Origin of the sequence: Arthrobacter crystallopoietes (assembly GCF_002849715.1) — a bacterium.
Lineage (GTDB): Bacteria > Actinomycetota > Actinomycetes > Actinomycetales > Micrococcaceae > Crystallibacter > Crystallibacter crystallopoietes.
Genome location: NZ_CP018863.1, coordinates 1,587,380 through 1,610,490, shown reverse-complemented (window position 1 = coordinate 1,610,490; position 23,111 = coordinate 1,587,380). Strand labels below are relative to the sequence as shown.

At 67.1% G+C, this 23,111-nt stretch carries 22 protein-coding genes; 8 read left to right on the top strand and 14 right to left on the bottom strand.

Going from position 1 to position 23,111, the window contains the following annotated elements:
* Nucleotides 1-81: 81 nt before the first annotated feature.
* The gene (locus AC20117_RS07640) at nt 82-456 is read left to right on the top strand and encodes an ArsR/SmtB family transcription factor (protein WP_101632560.1); all 375 of its coding nucleotides are present in this window, start codon (nt 82-84) and stop codon (nt 454-456) included.
* 79 nt (nt 457-535) lie between these two features.
* Here AC20117_RS07640 and AC20117_RS07635 read toward each other — a convergent pair whose 3' ends face one another.
* Nucleotides 536-1,000: a DUF4190 domain-containing protein gene (locus AC20117_RS07635; RefSeq protein ID WP_074700237.1), complete on the bottom strand. Its 465-nt coding sequence runs from the start codon at nt 998-1,000 to the stop codon at nt 536-538.
* Between the two features lie 175 nt (nt 1,001-1,175).
* Here AC20117_RS07635 and pgm point away from each other — a divergent pair, with 175 nt between their 5' ends.
* Complete coding sequence (pgm, locus tag AC20117_RS07630) at nt 1,176-2,822, top strand: phosphoglucomutase (alpha-D-glucose-1,6-bisphosphate-dependent) (protein ID WP_074700238.1); 1,647 nt, start codon at nt 1,176-1,178, stop codon at nt 2,820-2,822.
* A 192-nt stretch (nt 2,823-3,014) separates the two neighbouring features.
* Here the strand turns inward: pgm and AC20117_RS07625 are convergent, their stop codons facing one another.
* The gene (locus AC20117_RS07625) at nt 3,015-3,644 is read right to left on the bottom strand and encodes a malonic semialdehyde reductase (RefSeq protein WP_074700239.1); all 630 of its coding nucleotides are present in this window, start codon (nt 3,642-3,644) and stop codon (nt 3,015-3,017) included.
* 212 nt (nt 3,645-3,856) lie between these two features.
* Between AC20117_RS07625 and AC20117_RS07620 the strand changes: the two genes are divergently transcribed.
* From AC20117_RS07620 to AC20117_RS07610, 3 genes are all read left to right on the top strand, one after another.
* Complete coding sequence (locus AC20117_RS07620) at nt 3,857-5,185, top strand: uracil-xanthine permease family protein (protein WP_074700240.1); 1,329 nt, start codon at nt 3,857-3,859, stop codon at nt 5,183-5,185.
* A gap of 99 nt (nt 5,186-5,284) precedes the next feature.
* A complete protein-coding gene (locus tag AC20117_RS07615; protein ID WP_074700241.1) occupies nt 5,285-5,494 on the top strand; it encodes a dodecin in 210 nt (69 codons plus the stop codon).
* A gap of 43 nt (nt 5,495-5,537) precedes the next feature.
* A complete protein-coding gene (locus AC20117_RS07610) occupies nt 5,538-6,869 on the top strand; it encodes an erythromycin esterase family protein (protein WP_074700242.1) in 1,332 nt (443 codons plus the stop codon).
* Nucleotides 6,870-6,875: 6 nt separating this feature from the next.
* Here AC20117_RS07610 and AC20117_RS07605 read toward each other — a convergent pair whose 3' ends face one another.
* Nucleotides 6,876-7,544: a dienelactone hydrolase family protein gene (locus tag AC20117_RS07605; RefSeq protein ID WP_074700243.1), complete on the bottom strand. Its 669-nt coding sequence runs from the start codon at nt 7,542-7,544 to the stop codon at nt 6,876-6,878.
* Nucleotides 7,545-7,668: 124 nt separating this feature from the next.
* Between AC20117_RS07605 and AC20117_RS07600 the strand changes: the two genes are divergently transcribed.
* Nucleotides 7,669-7,920, top strand: coding sequence for a hypothetical protein (locus AC20117_RS07600; RefSeq protein ID WP_074700244.1), 252 nt, complete (start codon nt 7,669-7,671; stop codon nt 7,918-7,920).
* An 11-nt stretch (nt 7,921-7,931) separates the two neighbouring features.
* On the opposite strand, the gene AC20117_RS07595 is transcribed toward AC20117_RS07600, so the two are convergent.
* The 8 genes from AC20117_RS07595 to AC20117_RS07560 form a co-directional block, all read right to left on the bottom strand.
* Nucleotides 7,932-9,050, bottom strand: coding sequence for a glycerate kinase (locus tag AC20117_RS07595; protein ID WP_074700245.1), 1,119 nt, complete (start codon nt 9,048-9,050; stop codon nt 7,932-7,934).
* On the bottom strand, nt 9,047-9,859 hold the full coding sequence (locus tag AC20117_RS07590; RefSeq protein ID WP_083339676.1) for a glycerophosphodiester phosphodiesterase family protein: 813 nt from the start codon (nt 9,857-9,859) through the stop codon (nt 9,047-9,049). The genes AC20117_RS07595 and AC20117_RS07590 overlap by 4 nt, the downstream gene beginning before the upstream one ends.
* A 13-nt stretch (nt 9,860-9,872) precedes the next feature.
* Complete coding sequence (locus AC20117_RS07585) at nt 9,873-10,676, bottom strand: Cof-type HAD-IIB family hydrolase (RefSeq protein ID WP_074700246.1); 804 nt, start codon at nt 10,674-10,676, stop codon at nt 9,873-9,875.
* Between the two features lie 29 nt (nt 10,677-10,705).
* Nucleotides 10,706-11,623 (bottom strand): carbohydrate kinase family protein, encoded by a 918-nt coding sequence (locus AC20117_RS07580; RefSeq protein WP_074703146.1) that lies wholly within the window; start codon nt 11,621-11,623, stop codon nt 10,706-10,708.
* 51 nt (nt 11,624-11,674) lie between these two features.
* Nucleotides 11,675-12,436, bottom strand: a complete 762-nt coding sequence (locus AC20117_RS07575; protein WP_074700247.1) for an alpha/beta hydrolase family protein — start codon at nt 12,434-12,436, stop codon at nt 11,675-11,677.
* A 10-nt stretch (nt 12,437-12,446) separates the two neighbouring features.
* On the bottom strand, nt 12,447-13,514 hold the full coding sequence (locus AC20117_RS07570) for a LacI family DNA-binding transcriptional regulator (RefSeq protein WP_074700248.1): 1,068 nt from the start codon (nt 13,512-13,514) through the stop codon (nt 12,447-12,449).
* A gap of 102 nt (nt 13,515-13,616) precedes the next feature.
* Nucleotides 13,617-16,022 (bottom strand): phosphoketolase family protein, encoded by a 2,406-nt coding sequence (locus AC20117_RS07565; protein WP_074700249.1) that lies wholly within the window; start codon nt 16,020-16,022, stop codon nt 13,617-13,619.
* 62 nt (nt 16,023-16,084) lie between these two features.
* A complete protein-coding gene (locus AC20117_RS07560; protein WP_074700250.1) occupies nt 16,085-18,628 on the bottom strand; it encodes an ATP-dependent DNA ligase in 2,544 nt (847 codons plus the stop codon).
* A gap of 69 nt (nt 18,629-18,697) precedes the next feature.
* Between AC20117_RS07560 and ku the strand changes: the two genes are divergently transcribed.
* Entirely contained in the window at nt 18,698-19,630 is a 933-nt protein-coding gene (gene ku, locus AC20117_RS07555; protein ID WP_074700251.1) for a non-homologous end joining protein Ku, read from the top strand.
* Nucleotides 19,631-19,702: 72 nt separating this feature from the next.
* Here ku and AC20117_RS07550 read toward each other — a convergent pair whose 3' ends face one another.
* The 3 genes from AC20117_RS07550 to AC20117_RS07540 form a co-directional block, all read right to left on the bottom strand.
* A complete protein-coding gene (locus AC20117_RS07550; protein ID WP_074700252.1) occupies nt 19,703-20,473 on the bottom strand; it encodes an MBL fold metallo-hydrolase in 771 nt (256 codons plus the stop codon).
* A gap of 38 nt (nt 20,474-20,511) precedes the next feature.
* Nucleotides 20,512-20,754 (bottom strand): DUF2630 family protein, encoded by a 243-nt coding sequence (locus AC20117_RS07545; RefSeq protein WP_074700253.1) that lies wholly within the window; start codon nt 20,752-20,754, stop codon nt 20,512-20,514.
* Nucleotides 20,755-20,834: 80 nt separating this feature from the next.
* Nucleotides 20,835-21,398, bottom strand: coding sequence for a cysteine hydrolase family protein (locus AC20117_RS07540; protein WP_074700254.1), 564 nt, complete (start codon nt 21,396-21,398; stop codon nt 20,835-20,837).
* A gap of 117 nt (nt 21,399-21,515) precedes the next feature.
* Between AC20117_RS07540 and AC20117_RS07535 the strand changes: the two genes are divergently transcribed.
* Entirely contained in the window at nt 21,516-23,039 is a 1,524-nt protein-coding gene (locus AC20117_RS07535; RefSeq protein WP_074700255.1) for an FAD-dependent oxidoreductase, read from the top strand.
* Nucleotides 23,040-23,111 lie beyond the last annotated feature (72 nt).

Sequence of the window (23,111 nt, the reverse complement as noted above, 5' to 3'; positions counted from 1 at the left end):
ATCGAAGGAAATCGATGTTTATCGATTCCGAGTATGGCGGGACATATCGACGAGTGTCAATCTCTGTGCATAATGGATGGCATGACGTCCATTACCGAACTGCCGGCCGCTCCGGCAAGCGGCCCGGTCGAGCCAGAGGCTACCTGCTGCACCCCGACCGGAGCGCCGGTCATGAGTGCCGAGCGCGCCGCCGCGCTGGCCGCGCAGTTCAAAGCAGTGGCGGATCCCAACCGGCTGCGCCTGATCTCCATCATCTCGGCCAGCGAAGGGGCGGAAGCCTGCGTCTGCGACCTGATCGAGCCGCTGGACCTTGGCCAGCCCACGGTGTCCCACCACCTGAAGGTCCTGGTCGACGCGGGCATCCTGCGCCGGGAGAAGCGCGGCGTCTGGGCCTACTTCTCGCTAGTGCCGGGAGCGTTGGACAACCTGGCCGGAGTGCTGGCCGAACCCAAGTAGCAACGGCCGGCAGCAGGAGATGGCCGCAGCAGGAGTGAGCAGTCACGGGCGGACGCCCTGAAGGCCGGTGCGGGACGCGTCAGAAACCGCTGCTGGCCGCGCCGATGAACCCGAAGAACAGCAGGATGGCCCAGAGTCCGGCCACCAGATAACCCATCACCAGGCCGCCGATGGCCAGTCCCCGCCCGGCCGGCTCTTTGGACAGGCCGATGTGGCCCAGCACGATGGCGGCAATCTGGGGCAGGAAAAGGAAGCCAAAGGTCACCACGCCGACGATCCCGCAGACCAGGGCGCCGATGCTCAGACCCTTGGGTTGAGGCTGCGGCTGGTAGTACATCTGCTGGTTGTAGCCGGGACCGCCGTACGGGTTGTACTGCGGTGTGGGCTGGGCACCCGGGCCGGGCTGGAAAGCGTAGGGATTCGGGGCGACCTCAGGCGACGGCGGCGGAACCGGCTTGTTGCCTGCGGCGCCCGGCTCCGTGTACCAGCTCGGGTGTTTGGGATCGTTGAACGGTGGCTGCTGCCCGTGGTCCGTACCTGACATGGTGCTGCTCCCCTTGATCCGCTCCGCTCAGAACAGCCTACCTGCGGGCCGCCTGCCGCTACTAGTTTAGAATTTTGTTGTGGATAACGCGGAGGTGAGCTGCCGCCGTCGTAATCTGATGAATTTCCGGTAACCCAAGTCACTAGGCCGGCCCGATGTTTGGCATGCTGGTGCCATGGCAAACCGTGCGGGCACCTTGGCCCAACCCAGCGACCTTGTTGACCTCACCGCGCTGCTCGACGCGTATTTCGACATCAAGCCGGATCCGCGCGATCCGGTGCAGCGCGTGGCGTTCGGCACCTCGGGGCACCGCGGCACCAGTCTCAAGGGCTCCTTCAACGAAGAGCACATCGCCGCCATCACGCAGGCCATCGTGGAATACCGCGCCGGCCAGGGCATCACCGGGCCGCTGTTTGTCGGCAAGGACACGCACGCGCTCTCCGATCCGGCGCAGAACACCGCCCTCGAGGTCCTCGCCGGCAACGGCGTCACCGTCTGGGTGGACGCACGGACCGGCTGGACCCCGACGCCGGCCGTCAGCCATGCCATCCTGAAGCACAATGCGGCGCATCCTGACGCGCAGGGCGACGGCATTGTCATCACCCCATCCCACAATCCCCCGCAGGACGGCGGCTTCAAGTACAACCCGCCGCACGGCGGTCCCGCCGATTCGGATGCCACCGGCTGGATCGCGAACCGGGCCAACGAGCTGCTCGAAGCCGGCCTGCGCGGCGTGAAGCGGATTCCCATCGGCCAGGCGCAGCTCTCCGGCGCCGTGGGCAGCTACGACTTCATGAGCAACTATGTGGAAGACCTGCCGCAGGTGCTGGACCTGGATGCCATCCGCGAGGCGGGCGTGCGGATCGGGGCGGACCCGATGGGCGGCGCGTCCGTGGACTACTGGGGCGCGATCGCGGACCGGCACAACCTGGAACTCACCGTGGTCAACCCCACGGTGGATCCGCAGTGGGCGTTCATGACGCTGGACTGGGACGAAAAGATCCGGATGGACTGTTCCTCGCCGTCCGCCATGGCCTCGCTGATCGCGAAGGTGCGCGACGGCGGTGCCTCCTTTGATATTGCCACCGGCAACGACGCCGATGCGGACCGGCACGGAATTGTCACCCCGGATGCGGGACTGATGAACCCCAACCACTACCTGGCCGTGGCCATCCAGTACCTCTACACGCACCGGCCGCAGTGGCCGGCGGAAGCCTCGGTGGGCAAGACTCTGGTCTCCTCCTCGATCATCGACCGGGTGGCGGCGGACCTGGGGCGCAAGCTGGTGGAGGTTCCGGTCGGCTTCAAGTGGTTTGTCCCGGGCCTGCTCTCGGGCGAGGGTGTCTTCGGCGGCGAGGAGTCCGCGGGCGCGTCCTTTGTTCGGTTCAACGGCAAGCCCTGGTCAACGGACAAGGACGGCATCCTGCTGGCGCTGCTGGCCTCGGAGATCAAGGCCGTCACGGGCAAGTCGCCGTCCGAAATCTATGGTGAGCTGACCGCGAAGTTCGGCTCGCCGTCGTACGCCCGCATTGACGCCGCCGCGAGCCGGGAGCAGAAGGCGGCGCTGGGCAAACTCTCCGCCACCGACGTCTCGGCCACGGAGCTCGCGGGCGAGACGATCACCGCCAAGCTGACCGAGGCGCCCGGCAACGGGGCGCCGATCGGCGGGCTCAAGGTCACCACCGAGAACGCCTGGTTTGCCGCGCGCCCCTCCGGCACGGAAGACGTCTACAAGATCTACGCGGAGTCCTTCAAGGGCGAAGACCACCTGAAGCAGGTCCAGGCCGAGGCGAAGGCGATTGTCGACGGCGTCATCTCCTAGCCCGGGGCCCGGGAAGACAAACCTCGAACCCGATTACCCGTGGCGCCGACGGTCTTCCGGGGAACCGAAACGGGCCTCGTCTGCAATAACGGTGCTGGGCAGCACCGTTATTGCAGGCGGGGCCCGTCGTCGATGAGTAAGGGTCCTCTCGGGCCCTTCCCCGGTGGATAGGGGGCGGCCTCAGGCGGACGTTTAAACCGTGGTGGTAGCGAAGTCGTAGTCCAGGCGGGGCAGCCGCGGGAACCAGGCGTCCTCGCCGGGCTTGCCGACGTTGACCACCATGAAGGTCTTGCGGTTCAGGCCTTCGTGGAATTCGGCGTCGATACCGGCGGCATCGAAGGCGCCCATGGGACCGGCGGCCAGACCGACGGCGCGGACGGCCATGATGAAGTAGGCGGCCTGTATGTGGCCGTTGTTGTTGCCCATCACCGCACGGAGTTCTTCGTTGCCGTCGAACATGGCCTTGCGCTCGGCGGCGTGCGGGAAGAAGGTGGGGAACTGCTCGTGCCACTCGGTGTCGAAGCTCAGCACGGCCACCAGCGGAGCCGCGGCCGTCTTGGCCCGGTTGCCTTCCGCCATGTGCCCAACCAACCGCTCGCGGGCTTCGGCGGAGCGGACCCAGGTGATGCGCAGCGGCTGGATGTTCATGGACGTGGGGCCCATTTTCGCCAGCTCATAGATGGCGCGCAGCTGCTCTTCGGTGACCGGTTCGTCGGTGAAGGTGTTGGCCGAGCGCCCCTCGAGGAACAGTGTGTCGGCGGCTGCGGCATCGAGGACCAGTTCGTCCTGGAGGTTGATTTCAGCGGTGCTCTGGGCTGTCATGGGGACCTTTCGGTAGCTACGGCGTTCAAAGGTGCCAACGCTTTTTCGGCGCCAAACCGTCCGCCACAGAGCATGATCTGCGTCACGATCGCCGCCATACTGCCGCCGAGGCGTCAGCAAACCCGCTTGAGCAGCTGCGCCGCGGAAGCCCCGGCACCACCGCTGGCGGTAAAGTTTGCTCAGAAAATCCCCTTATCTGCAGGAGACTCGCCATGGGTACGCTCGGTTCCACCAAACTCGGCCTCGGCTGGACGACGCACGGCGATGGCAAGCGCATCGGACCGGGGTCTGTGGTCTCTCCGCAGGAGCGGTTGAGCTGGCCGCGGACCATCGGCATCGGCGCCCAGCATGTGGTGGCGATGTTCGGCGCGACGTTCCTGGTTCCGCTGCTCACCGGTTTTCCGCCGTCGACCACCCTGCTGTTCTCCGGCGTCGGCACCATCCTTTTCCTGCTCATCACCGCCGGCCGCGTCCCGAGCTACCTCGGCTCAAGCTTCGCCTTCATCGCCCCGATCGGCGCGGCGATGAACCAGCACGGCATGGGCGGCGCGCTGGGCGGTCTCGTCATGGCCGGCGCCGTGCTCTTCGTCGTCGGCCTGATTGTGCACAAAGCCGGCACGCACTGGATCCAGATGGTCATGCCGCCGGTGGTCACCGGTTCGATCGTGGCGCTCATCGGCCTCAACCTGGCGCCCACCGCGAAGCTGAACTTCGAGCAGGGCGCCGTTACCGGGCTGGTCACGGTGGCCGCCATCCTGCTCACCACGGTCCTCTTCCGCGGCCTGCTGGGACGGCTGTCCATCCTGATGGGCGTCCTGGCGGGCTATGTCACGGCGATCTTCCGCGGCGAGGTGGACTTCTCCTCGATTAACGACGCCGCGTGGTTCGGCCTGCCGCCCTTCCACGCACCCGAGTTCCACCTTTCCGTCGTCGGGCTCTTCATCCCCGTGGTGCTGGTGCTGGTTGCCGAGAACATCGGCCATGTGAAGTCGGTGGCCGCGATGACCGGGCAGGATCTGGACCCGTACACCGGGCGGGCGCTGATGGCCGACGGCCTGGCCACGGTCCTCGCCGGTTCCGGCGGCGGTTCCGGAACCACCACGTATGCGGAAAACATCGGCGTCATGGCCGCCTCGAAGGTCTACTCCACCGCTGCCTACTGGGTGGCCGGCGTCATCGCGGTGCTGCTGAGCCTGTTCCCCAAGTTCGGCGCAGCCATCGCCACCGTCCCGCCGGGAGTGTTGGGCGGGGCCGGCGTCGTGCTCTACGGCATGATCGGCATTCTGGGCGTGCGCATCTGGGTGCAGAACCGGGTGAACTTCGCCAACCCCATCAACCTTTCCGTCGCCGGAGTCTCGCTGGTGGTCGGCATCGCCAACTTCACCTGGAGCATCGGCGAACTGACTTTCGAGGGCATTGCCCTGGGCACGGGCGCCGCGCTGCTGATCTTCCACGGCATGAGCGCGATAGCCCGGTGGCGCGGCACCGAACCGCTGGACTCGGCAGAGGATTCCGGGGTCAAACCGTCCAAGCTCGGCTGACGATGCTGCCGGTACCCTAGACCGATTCCGGCAAGACGACTAGCGTTGCAGACATCGCGCCTCAGGGTCCGGTCCTGGGGCCATCTTCAAGGAGGAAGCATGGCCAACCACGTCTACAACGTCACCGAAATCGTCGGCACGTCCCCGGACAGCATGGAAAAGGCAGTCGCCAATGCCGTCGCGGAGGCGTCCAAAACGCTGCGCAATCTGGACTGGTTCGAGGTCAAGGAAACACGCGGCCACCTGAAGGACGGCGCCATTGCGGACTGGCAGGTCACCATCAAACTGGGCTTCCGGCACGAAGGCTGAGACCATATCCGCCGGCAGCACCGGCGGACCCTAGGGATTCGATATGACGGACCATTCCGCACAGATCCAGAACCAGGCGCTGCCGCTGAGTTCGGAAGCAGACCTGGATCCGTTGCTGGAGCGGATCGGCGACGCACGCTACGTGCTCATCGGCGAAGCCTCACACGGCACCCATGAGTACTACGCCTGGCGTGCTTCGCTGACCCGCCGCCTGATCCAGGAGCGGGGCTTTTCCTTTGTCGGGGTCGAGGGCGACTGGCCGGACTGCTACGCCGTCAACAACGCGGTGACCCTCGCACCCGGTGCGCCGGAAGACCCCGAGGAGGTGCTGCACGGTTTCGACCGCTGGCCCACCTGGATGTGGGCCAACCGCGATGTGTCGGACTTTGCCCGCTGGCTCCGGTCCTTCAATGAGTCCAGGCCGGAGGATGGGCGGGTCGGTTTCTATGGGCTGGATGTCTACAGCCTGTGGGATTCGCTCCGGGCCACCCTTGGATTCCTTGAGGAGTATTATCCGGAGCACGTCGATTCCGCGCTGGAGGCGGTCCGCTGCTTCGAGCCGTATGCGGAGGATCCGCAGTCCTACGCGCTTTCCACCCGTCTGGTGCCCTCCGGCTGCGAGCCCGAAGTGGTCGAACTGCTCGGCAAGCTGCGCACCTCTGCAGTCAGCGACACCGGCGCGCCCCGGGACGCCCGCTTCAATGCGGAACAGAACGCCCTGAGTGCGGCAGGCGCCGAGGCCTACTACCGCGCGATGGTGCGTGGCGGATCCGAATCGTGGAACGTGCGCGACGAACACATGGTTTCGACACTGGACCGGCTGATGGCGCACCACGGCGATGGCGCGAAGGCCGTGGTGTGGGAGCACAACACGCACATCGGGGATGCGCGCTGGACCGACATGGCTTCGGCCGGGATGGTCAACGTCGGCCAGCTTGTGCGCGAAGCGCATTCGGAGGAGGGCGTGGTGGCGGTGGGGTTCGGCAGTTACCGCGGCGGCGTTATCGCCTCCGACCGCTGGGGCGGTTCGACGCAGGTGATGCAAACCCCGCCCGCGCGCCGCGGCAGTGTCGAAGACCTGATGCATTCGGCCCTCGACGGAACTCCTTCCGCCTTGTTTGTCTTCAACGATGGATCCAAAGCCGCGGATTCCGGCACCGCCGGCGGCCCCGATTGGGCGGGACAGTCCCTCGAACACCGTGCCATCGGCGTGGTGTACGACCCGAAGGCGGAGCAGTGGGGCAACTACGTGCCCTCCGTGATGGGACGGCGTTACGACGCGTTTCTGTTCCTCGATGAAACGACGGCGCTTGACCCGTTGCATGGCGTCCACGCGCACGGCGGCGAAATGGAGACGTGGCCGGCCAATACCTGAAACGCCTTAGGCCGGAGCTGCCTGTGCCGGGCCGGTCTGCAGCGTCCGGCTGAACCAGGCAGCGGCCTGGCGGGCGACTTCCTCCAGCGTCCCCGGTTCGGAGAAGAGGTGCGTTGCGCCCGGGACGATGGACAGCTTGTGCTCCGCCGGCAGCCGCGCGGCTGCCTGTTCGTTGTAGGCGATGACCTGCTCATCGAGCGATCCGACCAGCAGCAGCGTCGGGGCCCGCACCCCGGGCAGCGCGGAAGCGGCCAGGTCCGGCCGTCCGCCGCGGGACACCACCGCACGCACGACGCCGGGGCGCGCCGCCGCCGTGCCGAGGGCAGCTGCAGCGCCGGTGCTGGCGCCGAACAATCCCACTGGCAGGCCTGCAAATTGGGGACGGGCTGCCACCTCGTCCACCACCGCGGTCAGCCGCTCCGTCAGGAACCCAATGTCGAAGCGCAGGGAGGCATCCACGGCATCGCGCCGCTCCTCCTGCGCAGTCAGCAGGTCGAAAAGGAGCGTACCCAGTCCCGCCTGCTGCAGCTCCCTGGCCACCAGGATGTTGCGCCCGCTGCGGCGGCTGCTGCCGCTGCCGTGCGCGAAAACCACCATCCCCCGGGCGCCGGCGGGCAGGTGCAGATCCGCATCCAGCCCCGGTCCCCCGGGCAGCACGACGATCTGTTCGTCCATGTCTCCAGCATGCCAAAGCGGTGACTGCGACACACTGGTCCACCCGCAGAATTTTTTACCCCAAGCACCGGCGGGGAACGCCGAAGCCATTGTGCCCTCTCGGCAGCGATGGTTGGCTGGAATCATGACCCAGATACCAGAAGAGAACCTCCCCGAGGACGAGCACCTGCGTCAGGACATCAACGCCGCGGAGCCCGAACGCGAATCCGCTGCCGAGTTCGACGGCGACACCTTCACCTCCGGCCTGACCAACGCCGGCCAGCGGGTGCCCGGCCTGAGTCCGGACGGCGAGTACGAGGCCCGGCAGGATCCGGAGCGTGAGGACGACCCGGGCCAGGACGGCTTCCTCCCGCCGGAACCCGTCCCCGAGGACTGACGCCCTGCCGTTTACGCTCCCTCTAGCGCCTGCTGCGTACCCCACGTGACGTACTTGGCCGCCTGGGCGAAGGCGTCTTCCGGCGTGCGGGCAAGGTCCAGCAGGCTCACCGCCGCCTCCACGCCGTGCGCGGCCAGCTGCTCCGGCGTCAGGGTGATTTTCCCGGCAACAACGACGGCGGGAATTCCCCTCTCGTGCGCACGGTCGGCGATGCCCATGGGCGCCTTGCCATATTCCGACTGCTCGTCCATGGATCCCTCGCCGGTGATCACCAGGTCCGTGCCCTCCAGGGCAGCATCGAGACCGGTCAGTTCGGCCACCAGGTCAAAGCCGCGCTCCAGCCGTGCCTTGGTCAGGCCGAGGAAGCCTGCCGGGAAACCGCCCGCGGCACCGGCTCCGGGAACGTTGACCTCGGCGCCGGTCTCCTGCCGCAGCAGTTCCGCCCACCGCTGCAGGCCTTCATCCAGGAGCTGCCGGCCGGTGGCGTCCGCGCCCTTCTGCCGGCCGAAGACATGCGCGGCTCCTTCCGGGCCGTGCAGCGGGTTGTCCACATCCGCGGCAATCCGCACAGTCACCGAGGCCAGCCGCGCGTCCAGGCCGGAGGCATCGATCCGGTGCGCCGTGGCCAGGCCGGCACCGCCGAGCGGAACCTGCGCCCCGCCGTCGTAAATCTTCAGGCCCAGCGCGCACAAGGCACCGGAGCCGCCGTCGGTCATTGCGGAGCCGCCGATCCCGAGCACAATTTCCTGGGCGCCCGCGTCGAGGGCCGCGGCGATCAGCTGCCCGCTGCCGTAGGAATGTGCCGCCAGCGCGGTCTGCACGGAGGGCTCGGTGAGCAGCAGCCCGGAGGCCCGGGCGGTCTCGATCACCGCGGTTTTGATGCCGGCACGGTCCAGCATCGCCCAGGAGGCGGTCACCTCGCGGTCCAATGGCCCGCGGACCCGAGTGGTGTGCTCCTGGGCGCCGGCGGCCAAGGCGGCTTCCAGCGTCCCCTCGCCGCCGTCCGCCACCGGCAGCGTCCGTACCTCGGCGTCCGGGTAGACGCGCAGCACGCCCTCCGCCATCGCCTGGGCTGCCTCCGCCGCGGACAGCGTGCCCTTGAACTTATCCGGTGCCACCAAAACCTTCATGCCTGCTCCCTCTGCGGCCAGAAACCGCGTTCGTCCATCACCTGTGCCAGTACATCGGCCCGGTCCGTCATGATTCCGTCCACGCCGAGATCCAGCAGCCGGTTCATCTCATCACGCTCATTAATGGTCCACACGTGCACGTGCAGCCCGGCCGCATGGCAGCGCCGCACGAGGGCCGGGGTGACCACGCGGACCCGCCCGTAGGCCACCGGGACCTGCACGGCATGCATCCGCGCCGCGCGGCCCACCGCCCGGGTCAGCCCCACCCGGCCCAAACCCACCAGTGCGCTCAGGGCCACGATGCCGCCGGAACTGGCCGCGGGCAGCGTCAAGCCGCGGAATACACCGAGGCGCCGCCGGTCCGAGAAGGACGTGACGAGGATGCGGTCGTGGGCCTTGTACTGCTCGATCAGCCGGGCCAGCAGCGGGCCGCCGGCGCGGTCCTTCACGTCCACGTTGATCTTCAGGTCCGGCCACTCGCGCAGGAGTTCCTCCATGGTGGGGATCGGTTCCGCACCGCCGATCCGGACCCGCCGCAGCTGGGAAAGGGTGTGCTCGGCGATCGGCCCCGAGCCGTCCGTGACCCGGTCCAGGCTCTCATCGTGGAAGACCATCAGTTCGCCGTCGGCGGTGGTACGCACGTCGGTTTCCACATAGCCGTAGCCCAGCTCGACGGCGGCGCGGAAGGCGGCCAGCGAGTTCTCATGGCCGGCCGGCGAGAAGCCGCGGTGTGCGAAGGCTACCGGCCAAGGTTCGGCACCGGCTGCAGTCCCGAACGGGTTATGCAGATAGGGGTAGTCCCTGCTCACCTTCCGGCTCCGCCTACAGCTCGGCGAGCCGGGCTTCGAGAATCTGGGCCACACCGTCGTCCGCGAAAGCCGGGGCCTGGTAGCGCGCGGCTCCGATCGCCTCCGGGTGGCCCGATGCCATCGCGTACCCGTGCCCGGCCCACTCGAGCATCTCGATGTCATTGGGCATATCGCCGAAGGCAACCACGTCCTGCGGGTCGATGTTCAGTGACGAGGCGTACCCGGCCAGCGTCACGGCTTTGTTGATGCCCGGCTGCGCCATCTCCAGCAGAGCCACGGTCGGCGCGGAGTGGGTGACCGCCACGAGGTGGGACACCGCGTCCTGCACCTCGGCCAGGAAAGTATCCGGATCCAGGTCCCGGCCGCGCGCCAGGAACTTCACCACCGCGTCCCGCTCCGTCAGGGACTGCTCCAACAGCATCGGCTCGATCCCGTCCAGCAGCTCCACCGACCCCTGCTCCACGAAGCCGGGTTCCAGCTGGAACCCGAAGGTGGTTTCGGCCGCGAAGGTAGCGCGCGGATGCAGCCGCAGAATGATCTCGCGGGCCTGGAAGATGTTGGTGTGCGGCAGGGTTTTGGCCGAGATGACCTCGCTGCGCACCAGGTCGTAGACCACCGCGCCGTTGGAGCAGATCACCGTGCCTTCATGGCCGATCTGCTCGCGCAGCGGGTCCAGCCAGCGCGGCGGCCGGCCGGTGACAAAGACAATTTCGACGCCGGCAGCAGCCGCGTCCTTGAACGCCCGGACTGTGCGGGCGCTGATTTTCCCGTCCCGGCCAATGATGGTCCCGTCCAGATCACTGGCAATCAAGCGCATACAGCCCAGTCTATGCGTCACCGGAAGTTTCAGCGGGCAAGTTCGTTCCGGTTGGGAGGATTGGCACCGGCACGGGAAACGGTGACGGCGGCAGCGCTGGCCGCGAAGTCCAGGATTTCCCGCAGGGCATCGGCAGACAGGTTCTGCAAGTGCTCGCGGCTCCGGGAACCGGCCAGCCCGCGCTCCATCAGGGCCGCCAGCAGCGCCGCCATGAAGGAGTCCCCCGCGCCGACCGAATCCACCACCTCGACCTCGGGCACCGGGGCTTCGGCCGCGCCGTCGCGCACCACGCCCCACGGTCCCCGGGCTCCCTTGGTCACCACGACAACCCCCGGCCCGCGGGACAGCCATTCAAGCGCGGATTCCTCCACCGGACGGCCCGGGTAGAGCCACCGGAGGTCTTCCTCGGAGGCCTTGACCAGATCGGCCAGCGCCACGAACTTCTCGGCCTGCCGGCGGGCGAAGTCCCGGTCCGTGATCAGCGTGGGCCGGCAGTTCGGGTCATAACTGATCAGGGCCCGCGGATGCGCCCGCTGCACCGTGGCCAGCACGGTGTGTGCCCCGGGCTCGAGCATGGCGGCAATCGAGCCGGTGTGCAGCCAGAGCGTCTCCTCGAGCAGTCGGGGCAACGCTGTCTCAAGCGGCGGCAGTTCCCACAGCAGGTCGAAGGTGTAGTGCGCGGCGCCGGTCCGGTCCAGGGTCGCCTTGGCAACGCTGGTCGGCTGGCCATCGGCGGCCAGCGGCGTGAGCACCGAGTTGGCGCGCAGGTGGTGGAGGATGCGGGCGCCATGGTCATCGCGGCCGTACCGTCCGACGAACTGCACCGGCTGGCCCAGCCGCGCGAGGCCCACCGCGACGTTCATCGGGCTGCCGCCTACGTGCACACGCTCGGCAGAGGTATCGCTCGAGACGACGTCGACCAAAGCTTCACCGATAACTGTCAGCACAGTGTCAACGTAGCAGAGCATGCTCATCTGCGGCAGGGGTAGGGGCAGCCATTACCCCAAGGTCCGAAGCACGGTGCGGATCTGCTCGAAGGCCGCCGAAGCCGGGTCGATGATGTCGAAGTGGTTCCCGGGCACCCTGACAAGTTCCGCGCGGCCGCCCGCTGCCCGGGCCGCGGCCACATAGTTTTCGGACAGGGCCGCCGGCACCGCGTCGTCCGCCTCCGAGTGGAACGCGTAGACCGGGACGGCCAGCGGGGCCTGCTGGAGGGGATCGGCCCAGCGGAACCGGTGCGGATCATCGTCCGGGCCGCAGCCCAGGAAGTTTTCCACTGCCTGGTCGCTCAGGCCCAGTTCCCACGCCCGCCGCAGGTCCAGCACACCGGCCTGGCTCAGCACCGCGGAAATTCCGACCGCCGGATCCGCTCCGGGCACCCCGGCGGGCAGCGAGGCGCGGCCGCCGGCCCAGGCGGCCAAGTGTCCCCCGGCCGAATGTCCCAACGCCACCACGTTCTCCACCGCCAGCTCCAGCCGGGCGCCCAGTTCGGCAAGCAGATCGATGCCGGCCGCCACGTCGTCGAACGTCGCAGGCCAGCCGCCGCCGTTGCCGGCGCGGCGGTATTCGAGGTTCCAGCACACGTAGCCGCGCGAGGCAAAGTCGCGGGCCGCCGGCTCGCCCAGGTCCAGGCCGTAGCGGGAGCGCCAATAGCCCCCGTGGATAATAACCACGACGGCGTCATGTGTGCGTTGCGCGGGCAGGTACAGCTGGCCGTACTGGCTGGGATCCGGTCCGTAGCGGTAGCTGGTGCAGTCCATAGGCAGGACTCTAAGTGGCGGCCGTGGTGCTCACAACTCCGTTGTCTCCGTTGCCGGACTCGGCGTCCTGGCGCTGCGTGGTCCCGCGGAAGCGCATCTTCCATGGCACCGGAACCTTGCGGCCTTGTTCGCCGGCTTCGCCCTTCAGCCGGGCCAGCAGCAGATCCACCGCCAGGTGCTCGGAGGGATCCGGGCCCACCGTGCTCAGGGCGGGGTCCGAGGTCTTTCCCAGCTGCGAATTCTCCACGCCGATAATCTCCAGCTGGTCCGGGATTTCCAGCCCCTTCCAGGTAGCCGCCCCCGAGACGCACAGCGCCTCAAGGTCTGCCGTGGTGAAGAATGCGGTGGGCGGTTCGGGCAGCGAGAGCAGTTCCAGCGCGCTTTGGAAGGCCGTGCGCCAGGACCCGCCCGAGGCACGGACCAGCGAGCCATCGAGCTGCACGCCGTTCCGTGCCAGGGCGGCCCGGAACAGTTCCAGCCGCGTGCCGCGCGGACCCGGGGCCGAGGTTCCCCGGTGGATCACGCCGATCCGTTCATGCCGGCCGCCCAGGTACTCGGCCGCCTCGGCAATCCCGCCGGCGGCGTCCACCGAGAGCACATCGAAGCCCTGCGGCTCGAGGAACTGGGACACTATCACCTGGGCCACCCCGCGTTTGGCGAGGTCCAGGATGGTCCGGGTTTCATCCTCGGTTTCAGTGCTGAAACCGAGAATGACGCCGTCGGCTCCGCCGGAGAGCATGAAGTTCCGCCAGGCCTCCTGCCCCAGCAGGATCACCACCCGGTAGCCGTGGGCCGGCAGGATCCGGTTGGCAGTCTCCGCCAGGGCACGGTCCCACGGCGACTCCATGTTCTCGATGACCACGGCAACCGTGTCCGTGCGTCCGCGGCGCATACCGCGTGCCGCGCTGTTGGCCACATAGCCCAGTTCCTTGGCCGCCTCGAGGACACGCTCCTTGGTGGGTTCGCTGATCCGGGTTGATCCGCCGCTGCGGCCGGACAGCACATATGACACTGTCGCCAGTGATACGCCGGCCTTTTCCGCGACATCGCGGATGGTCGGCTTAAATAGACTCCCCATGGTCCGTCTGCCTTCTCCCCCAACAGAATTTAATCCCCTGGCTAACAGCGTAGCCATTCATGGTTCATTTGACAGGGGTAAGGCTACGGAAACCTTTAACAATTATTGGGCCGGCAGCGTCCACTCGGTGATAGCATCCGGGTCCTCGCCGAATTCGCGTGTGTGGCGCAGCGACTGCAGGCGCAGATCCTGCAGCTGTTGGCGGAGTCCGGTGCGCGAGGCACCCAGGGAAGGCACGCGGTCGATGACGTCGATGGCCAGCTGGTAGCGGTCGATGCGGTTCATCATGGCCATGTCGAACGGAGTGGTGGTGGTTCCTTCCTCGACGTAGCCGCGGACGTGCAGATTGTCATGGTTGGTTCGCCGGTACGTCAGCCGGTGGAGCAGCCAGGGGTAGCCGTGGTACGCGAAGATGATGGGCTTGTCGGTAGTGAACAGCCGGTCGAAATCCCGGTGCTCCAGGCCGTGGGGATGTTCCTTGGCGTCCTGCAGGCGCATCAGGTCCACCACGTTGACCAGCCGCACCTTCAGCTCGGGTATCTGTTCGCGCAGCAGTGCGGCCGCCGCCACGGCCTCCACGGTGGGCACGTCGCCGGCGCAGCCGAGGACCACATCCGGTTCCTCGCCGGGACGCTCGCTGCCCGCGAAGTCCCAGACCCCAATCCCGCGTTCGCAGTGGTTCCGGGCATCCTCCGGGCCCAGCCAGGTCAGCGACGGCTGCTTCCCGCAGACAATGACGTTGACGTAGTCGCGGGAGCGCAGGCAGTGCTCGGTGACGGCGAGCAGCGTGTTGGCATCCGGCGGCAGGTAGACCCGGACCACCTCGGGCTTCTTGTTCATGACGTGGTCGATGAAGCCCGGGTCCTGGTGCGAAAAGCCGTTGTGGTCCTGCTGCCAGACGTGCGAGGACAGCAGGTAGTTCAGCGACGCGACCGGCTGCCGCCAGGGCAGTTCCCGGTGCACCTGCAGCCACTTGGAGTGCTGGTTGAACATGGAATCGACAATGTGCACGAACGCTTCGTAGCAGTTGAAAACGCCGTGCCGCCCGGTCAGCAGGTAGCCCTCGAGCCAGCCCTGGCAGAGGTTTTCGCTGAGCACTTCCATCACCCGGCCGGCCCGGGCCAGATGCTCGTCCACCTCGTCGAGCCGCTGCTGCCAGACCTTGTCCGTGGCCTCGTAGACGTCTTGCAGCCGGTTCGACGCGGTCTCGTCCGGGCCGAAGATCCGGAAGTTCTCCGGGTTCAGCCGCACCACTTCGCGCAGCCACGACCCCAGATTCTTCATCGGGCTCACGCGCTCGGTGCCCGGCTGATTAACGACGACGGCGTGCCCACCGTAGGCGGGCAGCTTCAGGTCCTGCAGGAGCCGGCCTCCGTTGGCGTAGGCCGTGGCACTCATCCGCTTGTCGCCCTGCGGGGCGAGGCCGGCGATTTCCGCGCGCAGCCTGCCCTCGCCGTCGAAAAGCTCGTCCGGCCGGTAGGACTGCAGCCAGCTCTGCAGCTGGGCCAGGTGATCGGGGTTGGTCCGGACCTCGGACAGCGGCACCTGATGCGCCCGCCACGTTCCCTCCACCGGCTTGCCGTCCACCTCTTCGGGCCCGGTCCAGCCCTTGGGCGACCGCAGCACGATCATCGGCCAGCGCGGGGCGTATTCCGACGGCGCTGCCTGATCCGACCGGGATTTCTCCTGGATCTGCCGGATTCCGCTTAGGGCCCGCTCAAGGGCATGGGCGAATTCCTCGTGGGCGCGCACCGTGTCCCGCGCATCCTGCACGGTGACGAAGATGGGCTCGTACCCGTAGCCGGTCAGCAGTGCGGCCAGCTGCTCCTCGGGCATCCGCGCCAGCACGGTGGGATTGGCGATCTTGTACCCGTTCAGGTGCAGGATGGGCAGCACCGCGCCGTCCTGCACCGGGTCGAGGAACGAGCTCGAGTGCCAGCTGGCGGCCAGCGTCCCGGTTTCCGCTTCGCCGTCGCCGATGACGCAGGCCGCGATCAGCTGCGGATTGTCGAACACGGCGCCGAAGGCGTGGGCCAGGGAGTAGCCGAGCTCCCCGCCTTCATTGATGGAGCCGGGGGTTTCCGGTGCCGCATGGCTGGGGATGCCTCCGGGGTAGGAGAACTGCTTGAACAGTTCCCGCAGTCCGTCCTCGTCCTGCCCCACGTGGGTGTAGATCTCCGAGTAGGTCCCCTCCAGCCAGGCGTTGGCCACGTTGGCCGGGCCGCCATGGCCGGGCCCGGTGACGAAAAGGACGTCCTGGTCCTGTTCGGCGATCACCCGGTTCAGATGGGCGTAGATAAAGTTGAGCCCCGGCGTCGTGCCCCAGTGCCCGAGCAGCCGCGCCTTCACGTCCTCCGGTTCCAGCGGCCGGCGCAGCAGCGGATTGTCGCGCAGGTAGATCTGCCCGGCGGAGAGGTAGTTGGCCGCGCGCCACCACAGGTCTACGCCGTCCAGGCTCCGCTGGTCCGCGCCCGGGTTGGTGGTCAGCACTGCATTGTTCTCAGTCATGGAGCCTCCTTGGTGCGGTGGTGCGGGGCGGTGTCGTCACGCGGTGGTGCGGGGCGTCGGATTCAGACCTCGACCACGACGTCGGACGGTTTCTTATCCGGCCGGAAGCCGCGCCAGACGGGGTGGCGGAGCTTGCCGGCCTCGGTCCGTTCGCTGAACTGCACCTCGCCTACCAGGGCCGGCCGGACCCAATGCGCGTCCGAGGCGTCCGCGGCGGGAACGTCGTCCAGCGGCGGGGTCTTGCGGGCCATCTTCTTCAGGCGCGCGCCCACGGCCGCCAGGTCCCGCTCGGTCAGGCCGGAGCCGACGCGGCCCAGGTAACGCAGGTCCGCGCCGTCCGGAATGGCCACCAGCAGCGAGCCGATCTTGCGTTCCCGGCTGCCCTTGCCGGGACGCCAGCCCACGATGACCACTTCCTGCGTCAACTGGTTCTTGATCTTGATCCAACTCCTTGAGCGCTGTCCGTCCGCGTATGTACTGTCTACCCGTTTGGCCATCACACCTTCAAGGCCGAGTTCCTTGCTGGTGTCCACGGCTTCCTGCAGCGAGGTGTCAAGGTCCGGCGGCACCTGGACGTGGCCGTCGCCGCCGGCATCCACGGCCTGTGCCAGTATCTCGCGGCGCTGGCAGTATTCCAGCGCCAGCAGCGATTTGCCGTCGAGCTGCAGCAGGTCGAAGAGCATCAGGTGGACCGGGGTCCGCGCTGCGGCCTGGTCGATCTCGCGCTTCTTGGTCAGCTTCATCCGGGTTTGCAGGAGACCGAAGTCCGGGCGGCCGGCCTTGTTAAGGGCCACGATTTCCCCGTCCAGCACGGCCGTTTCCGCGTGCACCCGGTCCGGCAGGTCCGCCAGTTCCGGGTAGCCGGCGGTAAGGTCGTTGCCGTTGCGGCTGATCAGCCGCACGCCACGGTCCTCGATGATGGCGATGGCGCGGATGCCGTCCCACTTCATCTCGAACGCCCACTGGTGTTCAGCGGTGATGTCCGCGGCGGAGCCCTGCGTTGCCAGCATGGGCTTGATGAACGCCGGCTCCACCTCCTTGGCCAGGTCATCGCCTTGGCGCTCGTGCGGCGTGCCCTTCCGGTAGGTCCCCGGCTTCTGGTCCTTCATCAGGTGCATCAGCCAGTTGTTCTCGCCCTTTTCCCCGCCGGTGTGGATCAGGGCGTAGCGCCGCGGCGCCTCGGGTCCGCCGTCCTTGCTGAGCCCGCCGCCCTCCTTGCCGTGCAGGGTGACGATGACCTCTTTGCCGTCCCGCCACTTCTCCAGGTCATAGGTGCCCGAGTCCCAGATGTAGACCTCGCCCGCGCCGTACTCGCCCTTGGCGATGGTGCCTTCGAAGCTGCCGTATTCCAGCGGGTGGTCCTCGGTCTGGACGGCCAGATGGTTCTTGCCCGGGCTGGTGGGCGGCCCCTTCGGCACGGCCCACGACACCAGCACCCCTTCGCGCTCCAGCCGGAAATCGTAGTGCAGCCGCCGGGCGTGGTGCTCCTGGATCACAAACGTGTTGCCGCCGCGGTCCACCGGCGGAGCCTCGGGGACGGGCTCGGCCGTTTTGGCCGGGTCGCGCATGGACCGGTACTTGGTGAACCGGTCGGAACCGTGCGCCGGCCCGCCGCGGCGCGCACCGCCGTCGTTGTTTGTCTGGTCCTCCCCTGCCTGCTCCCCGGCTTCCTCCATGGCCTCGGCCAGCGATTCCTCGTCCGCGGTCCCGGAACCCATGCCCTCGAGCAGGTCCCCGAGCTCGCCGACGCGCTCCAGCACCTGCAGAAAGTCCAGGTGCGCCAGGTCCGGGTCGTCGAGTTCCTCCCAGGTGCGCGGCGCGGCCACCATCGGATGGGCGCGGCCGCGCAGCGAATAGGGGGTGATGGTGGTCTTGTTCCAGTGGTTCTGGCTCCAGTCCAGCAGGACCTTGCCCCGGCGCAGCGTCTTTTTCATGTCGCTGACCACCAGATCCTTGTGGTCCGCCTCCAGCACGCGCGCCAGTTCGTGCGCGACGGCGGACACCTCCTCCGAGGTCTGCTTTCCGTCCAGCGCGGCGTACAGATGGATGCCCTTGGAGCCGCTGGTGACCGGCCGCGGATCCAGCCCCATCCCGGTCAGCACGGCCCGGACCAGCCGTGCCACCTCGGCGCATTCGGCCAGGCCGGCGCCCTCCCCCGGGTCCAGGTCCAGTACCAGCCGGTCCGGATTGTTCATCTTGCCCCGCGGCCCGAACTTCCACTGCGGCACGTGGATCTCCAGCGCCGAGATCTGCGCCAGCCAGGTGAGCGTGGCCAGATCGTTGACCATCGGGTACACATTGGTCCCGCTCTTGTGCTCGATCGCGTGGCTCTTGACCCAGGACGGGGCGTGTTCCTCCAGGTTCTTCTGGAAGAACACCTCCCCGGGTTTGTCCGCCGTGCCCACCCCGTTGACCCAGCGCTTGCGGGTGACCGGCCGGTGCGCGGCATGCGGAATGAGGTACTCGGCGATCCGCGAGTAATAGTCCAGCACTTCGGCCTTGATGGTCCCGGTTTCGGGGTAAATCACCTTGTCCAGGCTCGTCAGCTTCAGCCGGTGTCCGTCCACCGTGACCAGCTGGCGCTGGCTGGAGCTTGTCTGGGCCATAGGGTTAGTCTCGCCAATATTGTGGCCGATGGCTAGTAATTGCCAGCATGCTTGGTGTTGTATTGATCCATGAGAGCCATCTGGAAAGGGGCTGTCGCTTTCGGCCTGGTCAACGTCCCGGTCAAGCTTTACAGCGCCACGGAAGACCATGACATCAAGCTGCACCAGGTCCACGAGAAGGACGGCGGGCGGATCCGGTACCAGCGCCGCTGCGAGGTGTGCGGGGAAATTGTCGAGTACAAGGACATCGACAAGGCGTACGACGACGGCGAGCAGACCGTGGTACTCACGGACGAGGACCTGGACTCGCTGCCGGTGGAGAAGAACCGCGAGATCGACGTGGTGGAGTTTGTCCCCAGCGACCAGATCGATCCGATCATGTTCGACCGCAGCTATTACCTGGAGCCGGATTCCAAGTCGACCAAGGCCTATGTGCTGCTGCGCCGGACGCTGGAGGACACGGACCGGACCGCGGTGGTGAAGTTCGCGCTGCGGCAGAAGACCCGGCTGGCCGCGCTGCGCGTCCGCGGCGACGTGCTGATGCTGCAGACGCTGCTCTGGGAAGACGAGGTCCGCGAGGCCGCGTTCCCCGCGCTCGAGGAAGACGTGCGCGTTTCCGCGAAGGAACGCGAAATGTCCGCGGCCCTGGTGGAATCCTTCTCCAGCGACTTCAAGCCCGAGGACTTCACGGACGAGTACCAGGAGCAGCTGCGCACGCTCATCGAGGCCAAGCTCGAGCAGGGCGAAACCCTGGACACCGAGGCGACCTTCGGCGAAGAGGGCGAGGCGGAAGGCGGCAAGGTCCTGGACCTGATGGAGGCCCTGCGCCGCAGCGTCGAGAAGAACCGCGAAGGCAAGAAACCGGCGGAATCCAAGCCCAAAGCCGCCGCCAAATCCACCTCCAAGTCTTCCGCGAAGTCGGAGGAGGCCAAGGAAAAACCGGCCACGAAGTCCGCTTCCAAGGCGTCCTCGTCGAAAACCAAGGCGAAAAAGGGCGCCTAGCGAGAAGCTAACGACGCCGGCACCTGGGTTCCGTTATTGCGGAACCCAGGTGCCGGCGTCGTACTTTCTTGCTTAGAGAACGAGTTCCTGTCCCGGGATCGGGATGCGCAACTGGTCCCCGAGACCCTTGACCTCGAACTCCTTGCGGAGCTCGCCATGGCCTTCGCTGAAGTGCATCCATCCCTCGGCGTGGACCGGCACGACCGCCGGCGTGCGGAGCTTCGCCGCCGCCTCGGCCGCGGCCTCGGCTGTGAGGGTCAGCGGAGCGTTGTCGAAAATCCCGGCCCGCGCCGCGCCGGTGAAGAGCACGGCCACGTCCACCGGAGCGAAGCGGTCGGCGATGGCGCCCACCACGCCCACCGAAGCATTGTCGCCACTGACGTAAACGGTGGGCAGGTCGGCTCCGGAGAGCACGAATCCGGTCACCGTGCCCGTGACGGGTTCGCAGCCTTCCGGACCGTGACGGGCTGGAACGGCCGTAATGGTGAGGTCCTGCTTGCCGGCGGCCTGCAGGGTGGTCTCCTGCCAGGGCGACAAGCCCGTGATGGTTGGTATGCGTCCGGCGGCCTCAGGCGTACCGAAAACGGGGTATGGGCCGGATTCGACCAATTGGCGGCCGGAATTGTCGAGGTTGTCGGCGTGCTCATCATGGGACAGCAGGACGACATCCACGCCGGGCAGGTCAGCGAGTTCGACGGCGGGGCCGGTCGTCTTCACCAAGGTTCCGGCCGGGCTGGGATACTCCCGGGGCGGGTCGAAGGTCGGGTCAGTCAGGAAGGTCCAGCCGCCGAGCTTGAAAAAGGCCGTGGGACCGCCGATGTGGGTGAGCGCAAATTTAGCCATGCCTCCACCATGCCGCCCCGTGAGTTCCCTGGCCAGTGCTACTGGCGGTAACCCTCCACTTCCTCAACCGGGCGAGCCTGGGCCTCATCAGGGTCTTCGCCGGCACGGCGCTTGGCCCTGCGCTGGCGCAGCAGATCCCAGCACTGGTCCAGCTGTTCTTCCAGCCGCGCCAGCTCCCTGGCCCGGGCCTCTGCCTGCTCGTTGTCCACGGTGCCGCCCTCGCGGAGCAGCTGCTCCTCTTCGATCAGCTCTTCGATCCGTCGGTGGATTTCCTGGTCCATGTCCGTTACCTCCTGCAGTAGTTGGCGTCGAGTCTCAGGCTACTGAGCATTTGGGCCGCAGACCATAGTCTGGTGCGGACCTACGCTTCCCCGCCGGCCAGCAGCCGGTCCACTCCTGCCGCATCGAGGATGGGCTGGCGGTACTCCTCGCTGAGCACCTTGCGCACCATGTGTCCGTAGTCGTCCTTGTTCGAGGCCATGGCATCGGCGGCGAAGGCCACCTTGAAGTTGTTTGCAAAGGCATCAGCCGCGGTCTGGGCCACGCAGTTGTGGATGGAAACGCCGGCCAGCACCAACTGCGTGGCTCCGAAATTGCGCAGCCGCAGCAGCAGGTCGGTGCCCTGGAAGGCGCTGTCCCGTGTCTTGACCATCCGCGGCAGGTTCTCGTACCGCAATCCCGGGAGGAATCCGGCCTGCTCACTGCCGGAGAAGATGAAGCCTTGGTCGTCCTCGAGCATGCTCAGGGTCCAGGTGGATTTATCCCGCTCGTGTTCGGTGCACACCATCAACACGGGAACCGAAGCCTTTTCCGCCTGTCCGATGAGCTGGTTGCAGGCATCGACCAACTGCCCCCGCCGTTCTCCGAGGGCGGGATCCTCGAAGTAGGCGTTCTGCATATCGATGATCAGTACAGCAGTATTCATAACGTAGCCCGGCCTCCCGAAACCTCTTTTGCGGTCAGTATTGAAAGTAAGCTTACTGATCTCTTGACGGAAGCCATGCAACAAGGTGGGGTGGAGTTAGCAGCGGAAAGGATCACCATGAAATCCCTTTGGCTAGACACGGCGCCGGACATCGCCTCGGATTCCTACGAGCCCGGCGCCGAATATGACAGTGTGATTGTCGGTGCCGGCATTACCGGTTTGACCACGGCGGTCCTGCTGGCGCGGGCCGGGCACCGGGTAGCCGTACTGGAGGCCCGCAGCACCGGGGCCGTCACCACCGGCAACACCACGGCGAAGGTCTCCCTGTTGCAGGGCCGCCAGATGTCCGGCATTACTTCCCACCACGGCGCCGAGACGGCGCGCGCCTATGTGGACGCCCAGCGCGAAGGTCAGTCCTGGCTCCTGCGCTTCTGCGAGGAGCACGGAATCGACTACCAGCGCCGTGATGCCTACACCTACGCCAACACGGGAAAAGGCATCGAAGACCTCAAAAAGGAGCTGGAGGCCAGCGCCGAGGCCGGCCTCGGAGTCGAGTTCGTGGACACCGTCGCGGAGCTGCCCTTTCCGATCGCCGGTGCCATCCGGCTGCCGGACCAGGCCCAGATCCACCCGCTTCAGGTGCTCGCCGGGCTCGCCATGGAACTGCGCGAACGGGGCGGCGTTCTGGTAGAACGGGTACGCGTCACCAACGTCACCGGCACCCGGGGAACGTCCGGATCCAAGCAAGGTGCCGGCGGCAGCGCGGGCCGCAAACTGACCGTCCATGCGGAGGCCGGCCAGGTCACCGCGGACCACGTCGTCCTGGCCACGGGCACGCCCATCCTGAACCGAGGCGGCCATTTCGGTTTGCTCAAGCCTCAACGGTCCTATGCCACGGCGTTCACAGTGCCCGGGCAGATTCCCGAGGGCATGTACCTGTCGATCGATTCCCCCGCCAGGTCCCTGCGCACTGCCGAAAATGCCGGCCGGCAGGTCCTGATTGTGGGCGGCAACGGACACAGTGTCGGCCGGCAGCACCACACCAAAGGACAGCTGGAAGATCTGGTCCGCTGGACACAGAACACCTTCCCCGGCGCCGAACTGACGCACAGCTGGTCCGCGCAGGACTATGAACCGGCCGGTGCCGTGCCCTATGTGGGCAAGCTGTCCTTCGCGGAGGACCGCATCTATGTGGCCACCGGCTACAACAAGTGGGGCATGACCAATTCGGTGGCGGCCGCGCTGTCGCTGACCTCACTGATCCTTGAGGGGGCCAAGCCCTGGGCCAGAGAGCTGTACAAGACGCGGGTGGCCCCGCAGGATGCCTTCTCCACAGTGCAGACCAACGCGTCCGTCGGGGTGGAGCTGGTGAGCGGCTGGCTCAGCGGACTGGTCCGCACCTCGGAAACGGCGCCGCCGGAAGGCCAGGGCACGGTGGTCCGGGACAACGCCCGGCCGGTGGGTGTGAGTACCGTGGACGGAACTACCCGGCGGGTGAGCGCCGTCTGCACACATCTGGGCGGCGTGCTGTCCTGGAACGATGCCGAATGCACCTGGGACTGTCCGTTGCACGGCTCACGTTTCAGCGCCGACGGCGCCGTGCTGGAAGGCCCAGCCACTCGCGATCTGGACAGGAAGTGAGCAAGAAACCCACCTGCCTTATCCGACGTCGGAGGGAGCCATCTTTGTGCGCGATTCGTTCCCGGTTACCCT